The following is a 6,227-nucleotide window of genomic DNA, read 5'->3' as shown; positions in this document are numbered from 1 at the left end:
CGCTGCCCGGCCATTGGTCCGCGCGCCACACATGGCGCATGTGTGGTCCGGCTCTTTGGCCAGAGCAATGGAAAGGGCGGCTTGCGCCGCCCTGCCCTCTCGTCATTCGGTGACTGGCTCGTCATCGACCCGCTTCGGGAAGGCCACCATCTCGACGCCGGGGAACATGTTGTGCTTAACCTGGATCGAGGTGATGTTGCCGGTCTCATCGGTGTTGACAAAGAGAACCCCGCAGCGATCCCAGAACGTCTTGCCTTCTTTTTCACCTGTCTTGACGTTCAGTTTCAGAGTTTGAGTTGCCATTGTTTGATCCTCGCTTTTGCGTGTTTCGATGAACATGGGAAAAGCGGGCATCAAGGGGATGTCAGCAGGGAATTTGATCCGCGCGGAATGCGCCGCAGGCGCAGGGGAAATTCCCTGTTGAAGCGCGGCGCCCGGCCCAGGCACCGCGCGTCTTCCCCGACTGCCCGCTTATGTTCATCACTTCAGAAACACGTCAGCCGAGGATCATCTCCGGCAACGGGGTTGAAACTGTCAGACCAAGTGAAAGGCAAGGCTTTCTGGGATCGCTGCGCGCGAAACATCTGAACAAAGCGTTGCCTTCCATGGTGGCAACATCACCTCGGTCAATCACAAGCGCTATGCTCAGTTCCAAGTGCAAGCGGCCTTTCCAGATCGTTATGACCCTCGAGGCAAAGAATGAAAGATCGCTGGCGGTGCAAGTCGCGCTTTCCAATTGGCGGAGGCCAAAGACCGGATGGTCCGGCCCTGGTCCGCGCATGTGCGGAGCAGGTGATCAGCCGGACTCAATTTGGCGGGGTGGATATCGCGGTGACATAACCACGACCCGCGCGCCTGGCGGCAGGACCCGCGCATGGACAAAGGCCGCGTGATGACGCCCCAAGAAAGAGGCCCACCGAAGCGGGCCGCAGTTAAACCAAAGGAAAGTCTTGGAGGTATTGAGTGCAGGCTAACGCTTGCGCGCGCGATCGACAACACCGTCGGCCGTGATCGTGGCAATGCGATCCTCGGTGCGCCGGGTCATTTCCACGCCGTCACCCGTCATATGCGCCTCGGCAAATTCCGTGAATTTGAAGATGCTGCCATCGGCTTCCACATGGGTTTCATCTTCCGCCGAGCGCCGCTTCACCGATCCGTCATGGCGGATTTCGATGATCGTGTTGTCGGCCATTCGGACCGTCACGGACTGCTCATCCACAGCCACACCCTGCCACCACATATCCGCATCGCGGCGCACAACAATGCGACTGGGATGCAGCTTGATCTGCACGTCCTTTGTTGTCTCTGGATCAGCGGCTTTGACGACGACGATGGCCTCTTGCGCGCTGGGATCATTGTGGATCGATGCGCTTCCGTTCTTTGGCGGCCAGAGCTTTGGCTGTTCGCGTGGCTTACCCTTCTGATCCGTATGAAACCCGACAAACATCTGCGCGGATTTCCAAACGCGGCGAGCGGCTTTTTCGAGCTTGTTCGATGGGGTGTCCATGGGTCTATCCAAATCCGTTCTGATCAAGTGATCGCTTTAGAAAATGAGCCGGGTGACCGACCTCTGATAGCTATGCGCGACGGGGGGATTGCGCAATGCCACTTTGAGTTTTCATCATTGATGACTGACACAGCTAGGGGTTGATGGACAGGGCGCAACGCGCCCTGCCCTGCTGGTTCAGAAGCACTCAGGCACCCAAGCATTGATCCGGGCTGTCTGCGCCTCGGTCACGCCCAGTGCCGCCTGATGTTCCGGTTCATTGAAAAGCTTGTGCAGCGCCTCGTTCTTCGCGCCTTTCTTGGATTTCGCGAAGGCTTTGAACATGTCGGTGTCCAAATGCAGGTCCAGCAGGTCTTTGTAGAGATCATCCAGCTGCCAGCCTTTCAGCCGTTTGAAGCAGTTCTCAGCAGACGGGGTCCAGATCGCGCGCATGTCGGCACCAATCTCAGCCTCGATCTCCGCCATGAACTCCGGGCGCTGGGTCAGGAACCGCCGGGCCAGAAAACCTGTGATCTCTCCATTCCGGACCTTCTTGCCCAGTTCGCGAAACGCTTTGAATGCCTCCACGCTGCCTTGTGCGGCCATCTTCTGGAATTGGTCATAAGCTGCCTCTGCCGCTTCATCCCGCTCCCCGCCGAGACGCGGGTCGAGGATGAACTGGTCATCGATCTCAGGCGTGTTCCGCTCAGCGCCACCATAGCCAAACCCGAACAGGTTACTGGTCAGACCGGAGGCCGGGGTTGCGTAGAAAGCAAACAGGCTCAGCACATAATCCGGCTTGTCCAGCAGAGCCGTTTGAACTGCTGCCAGCCGGATCGCTACCATGTCGTCGATGAACTTCTGCGAATAGGCCGGTTTTGGTGTCTCTTTGGCCTCAGGCTCTTTGACCGGGGCCAGAACACCGGCCTCAATGGCGGCTTGCACATGTTCCGCCGCGACATAGGCCGAGGATGTTTTGATCTCGCCCTTGTTGCCGACATAGAGGAACACGCCGGACAGCTTGCGCTGCGCGTCGGAATAAAATGGCGCAGCGTAGTCCTCGAGCGCGGTTAGTTCTTTTTTGCCATCCGCGTCCAAAGCCTCAGCCTCATAGAGTTCGGCCAGTTCGTCATACCGTTCGGCCTGTTCTTCGGTAAACTCCCGGCTCACCATCTCGAGGCGGTGCATGCCTTCACTTCCCGAGAACCTATAGGGAATGTAGCTTTCATCATGGGTGTCCACCCAGTCCCAGCCGTCCGCTTCGCGCAGCTTCTCTGCTTCTGCTGCCAGTTTCTCAGCAAACATATGATCCAATAGCGCGCCCTCATTGAACAGGGTTTCATCGGCAAAGAGATCAGCGGTGACGGTGCCACCCGCCTCAACATAAGCCTTCTGCCCGACAAACACGGCCTTGCGGTTGGTGCTGCTGACAGCCTCTGACATCAGCGCCTGTTTCACATCATGCTCACTGAACCACCGGTACTCTTTAGCTTGTTCCAGCACCTCAAGAATTTTCTCTTCCTCGGTGCTGACGGTCATGGCCTTGGCCAGACCCATGCTGATTTCACCCGCCTTGAGCGCGTCCAGAACGACGGTAGGCAGACCCGCCAGTGCGAGACGGCGGCGCACATGTGCCTCAGTCACGCCAAACGCATTGCTGATCTTGGCAACAGACAGGGATTTCTCCGCCATCTTGCCATAGGCGCGGACCTCGTCCACCGGGTCCAGTTCTTCCCGGGCGGTGTTCTCCGCATTGGCCCATTGCTCGGCCACAAACGGATTGTCGGTGACCTTCACTGGAACCTGTGCCAGATCGGCGCGTTCGGTCACAGCGATATTCAGCGCCCGCAAACGGCGGCCACCGGCAACGATGGCGACTTTGCCATCGGCATCGCGCAGACCGCTGAGGTTCTGGATCAGGCCACACATGATCAGACTGTCAGCCAGCAAGGCGATACCTTCCTCGGCAACGTCCTGTCGTGGGTTCAGATCGGACAGGTAGAGATCGGACAGGGCGATGGTTTCAATGGTTTCCGGTGCGGTGAATGTTTCGACTTTGCTCATGGGGCAAATCCTTGTTTGAGTGCTTCGCTTCGTGTTAAGGGTGCCCTACCCCTTCCGGGGTAGAGCGGGGCCGTTAGGCGGCTGCGTGTTGTTTCAAGAAGGCGAGGCCGATCTTGGCGGAGAGACCTCCCTTCTTGACCAGCTCAACGGCTTCGCGCCGTCGTTGCTGCAAGGTTTCCTGACTTATTTTCATCACCCCCTTTCAGGTTGTTGCTGGCATGAACTCACCCGCTGCCCGGCAGGGCATGCTTGCATGTCCCGAGAGGGACCTTTCCTGCGCGGGTTGCGTATGCAGACCCTGCCCCTTTGGGACAGGGCTGGTCTCAGTATTCGCTGGGGCACATGATGGTCAGGACGCGGCGCGTCACTGACGTGTCAAACGGGCGGTCGGAGCCATAGGTGTAATCCGCGTCATAGAGATCGATTTTCCAGAACAGCTTCTGGCCGCTGATTGTCACCGTTCCGAATGTGTGATCACCGTAGGGGTCATTGCCCTCGTCAAACTGGTCATCCGACGCCACTGCAGCCAAAGCTGCAGTCTGGAAGTCCACACCCTCGCCCGACACGCCGGGCGTGACAAACACCTGCCCCTGAATGCCCTTGGAATGCATCTCAATCGCCGCATTTGGGTCGATCAGGGCTTTCCGAAACAGGTCATTCTGGGCCGCGATTTCTGTCGCCTGAAGGCTCGTGTCATTCTCAATGTCTTTTTCCGCTTCGATATTCAAAACCGTCTCTCCTTTGTGATGCGACCTCCGGGGCTGATCCCCTTTTGGTGCTGGTTTTGAGCCGAGCCCTGAAAGGGCGTCGTCTCTAAAACCTGCCCCGTGGCGAACGCGGAGAGGGGCGAGACAGGACAAATCGACAAGAGTGGTGCGGCCCGCAGCGCCCCGCGCGAGGACACGGTCTTGTCTATTTGTCTTGTCCGAGGGGGGAGGCCGCGCCTTCCCCCTGACGTCGGGTGGCGTTTGGCTTGTCCAAATCCCGCCTGACCAACAAAAAAAGCCAAAGGATCTTCGATCCTGCGGGAGCGCAAAAGGGATCGTCACCCGAACGGGCAGATCACCACGGCATGGACCGACCATGACCCAAAGCCCCTGCCCCGGCTAGCACGAGACGGTTCAGGGGCTATTGCGTCAGGGAGATCATGCTGGGGTGTTCTGGGTGGAAGCCGATATGCCGGCTGGAACCTAGAGCCCGGTCACGAGACGACAGGCTCGGGATTTGCTACGGAAACAGATTGCAACCTGAAGTCACTCACCGACCGGGACATACCCTCGACGGCGCTTTTGGTTTTCGAGGTTATGGAGCGCTTCAGCAGCCCGGGCTTCGTCTTCGTATGTCACCAACATGGCTTGTCCGTTTGTGCCGATACGTCCCCAGGTACGAAGAACGGACACTTCCCCAAACAGCGTCGGCTGCAGCTCTATTCCGTAGAACCGCGCCATGTTGACGTCAGGGTCCACGTGGATCAGGTGGACAGGTGTGGTGTCTGTCAGTTCCATGACGCGACTGTCGGCAAACTCAGCCCGTCTGTCCAATGACTTTGCGAAATCAATTCCCGTGAAAGGATTCTGATCCTGAATGGAAAATGACATCGAATACTTCCGCTACTACTATAGGTGACCAATATGTAGGTAATAGGATCGGCCATGTTTCGTTTTTTACTATTTGCCTTCGTGATGGGTCTTGCCGCCAGCGCAAGCACGGCGCAGACACCGCCTTCGGCTGATGAGGTCGCGCAATACGACGGTTTCTTCGCAGCCGCTCACACCGGCAACGAAGAAATGATCCGGCAACTCGTTGCGGCAGGGGCAAACGTCAACGCGCGGGACTCGCTGGACCGCACACCAGCCCATGTGGCCGCGTTTGCTTCAGAGGACGAGGCATTGAGTATACTGGCTGAGGCTGGCGCCGACATGAACGCACTTGAGGGTCAGGCCTACGACGTGGTCACGATAGCGGCCGTTGCAAATGATCCAGAATTGATGACACTCGCAATCGAATTGGGCAACGATCCAGGCCTAACGACCAGCCCTTATGAAGGAACGGCTCTGATTGCGGCCGCGCATCTCGGCCATGTTGAGATTGTCAGGCGGCTAATCGCTGCTGGCGCGCCTCTGGACCATGTGAACAACCTGCACTGGACAGCAGTTATCGAAGCCGTTGTGCTTGGCGACGGCGGCCCGGATCATCTTGCAGTTCTGGATGCACTGTTGGCAGCGGGTGCTGACCGATCGCTTGCCGATCGAAACGGAACTACACCACTCGAACACGCCGAATTACGAGGATTTTCTGAGATGGCAGAACGGCTAAGAAAAGATGACTGAGACCAGTCCAGCAGGCTGAAGCGGAGCGTTCCACCTCACAGGTGCCGATGGCAGCTTGGATGAGACCAACCTCAAATCAAGTTCTTCTCTTAGTGGAGCGGTGACAGAGTTGAACACATCTCACGGGTAACGGCACAATGGACAAGATCAGAAATGTGGAAAGCGAAGTCATGCTGCGGGTGTGAAACAAGTTCAAATCCAACGGTATTGAAGTTCCCTACCCCCGACGCAATCTTCGTATGCGCACAGATGTGGCTATCGGCACGTCTTCAGTTGTTACAAATCCGGCCGCAACGGGTAACACCTAGAACATTAACAAGGTTGCTGCTTGGAAAGGATCGAAAAAC

General features: G+C 57.4%; 6 protein-coding genes. 1 reads left to right on the top strand and 5 read right to left on the bottom strand.

Annotated features, from left to right (window positions below):
* Positions 1 to 102: 102 nt before the first annotated feature.
* From ACR0MJ_RS20630 to ACR0MJ_RS20610, 5 genes are all read right to left on the bottom strand, one after another.
* Positions 103 to 303 (bottom strand): hypothetical protein, encoded by a 201-nt coding sequence (locus ACR0MJ_RS20630; RefSeq protein ID WP_170684004.1) that lies wholly within the window; start codon positions 301 to 303, stop codon positions 103 to 105.
* A gap of 667 nt (positions 304 to 970) precedes the next feature.
* Positions 971 to 1,507 (bottom strand): hypothetical protein, encoded by a 537-nt coding sequence (locus tag ACR0MJ_RS20625; RefSeq protein WP_170684002.1) that lies wholly within the window; start codon positions 1,505 to 1,507, stop codon positions 971 to 973.
* A 177-nt stretch (positions 1,508 to 1,684) separates the two neighbouring features.
* Positions 1,685 to 3,550, bottom strand: a complete 1,866-nt coding sequence (locus tag ACR0MJ_RS20620; RefSeq protein WP_170684000.1) for a ParB N-terminal domain-containing protein — start codon at positions 3,548 to 3,550, stop codon at positions 1,685 to 1,687.
* A gap of 323 nt (positions 3,551 to 3,873) precedes the next feature.
* Positions 3,874 to 4,278, bottom strand: a complete 405-nt coding sequence (locus ACR0MJ_RS20615) for a DUF3768 domain-containing protein (protein WP_170683998.1) — start codon at positions 4,276 to 4,278, stop codon at positions 3,874 to 3,876.
* 525 nt (positions 4,279 to 4,803) lie between these two features.
* Positions 4,804 to 5,148, bottom strand: a complete 345-nt coding sequence (locus ACR0MJ_RS20610) for a WGR domain-containing protein (protein ID WP_480762433.1) — start codon at positions 5,146 to 5,148, stop codon at positions 4,804 to 4,806.
* 54 nt (positions 5,149 to 5,202) lie between these two features.
* Here ACR0MJ_RS20610 and ACR0MJ_RS20605 point away from each other — a divergent pair, with 54 nt between their 5' ends.
* Positions 5,203 to 5,880 carry an ankyrin repeat domain-containing protein gene (locus ACR0MJ_RS20605; RefSeq protein WP_170683996.1) on the top strand — a complete coding sequence of 226 codons (678 nt, stop codon included), beginning with the start codon at positions 5,203 to 5,205 and terminating at the stop codon, positions 5,878 to 5,880.
* Positions 5,881 to 6,227 lie beyond the last annotated feature (347 nt).

The sequence above is a fragment of the Ruegeria sp. C6 genome, from assembly GCF_056537625.1.
This window is presented reverse-complemented; position numbering and strand designations above follow the sequence as displayed.

Excerpts from the sequence above, each read along its gene's own strand:
- ACR0MJ_RS20630 (WP_170684004.1), bottom strand. The coding sequence starts at position 303 with ATGGCAACTCAAACTCTGAAACTGAACGTCAAGACAGGTGAAAAAGAA.
- ACR0MJ_RS20625 (WP_170684002.1), bottom strand. The coding sequence starts at position 1,507 with ATGGACACCCCATCGAACAAGCTCGAAAAAGCCGCTCGCCGCGTTTGG.
- ACR0MJ_RS20620 (WP_170684000.1), bottom strand. The coding sequence starts at position 3,550 with ATGAGCAAAGTCGAAACATTCACCGCACCGGAAACCATTGAAACCATC.
- ACR0MJ_RS20610 (WP_480762433.1), bottom strand. The coding sequence starts at position 5,148 with ATGTCATTTTCCATTCAGGATCAGAATCCTTTCACGGGAATTGATTTC.
- ACR0MJ_RS20605 (WP_170683996.1), top strand. The coding sequence starts at position 5,203 with ATGTTTCGTTTTTTACTATTTGCCTTCGTGATGGGTCTTGCCGCCAGC.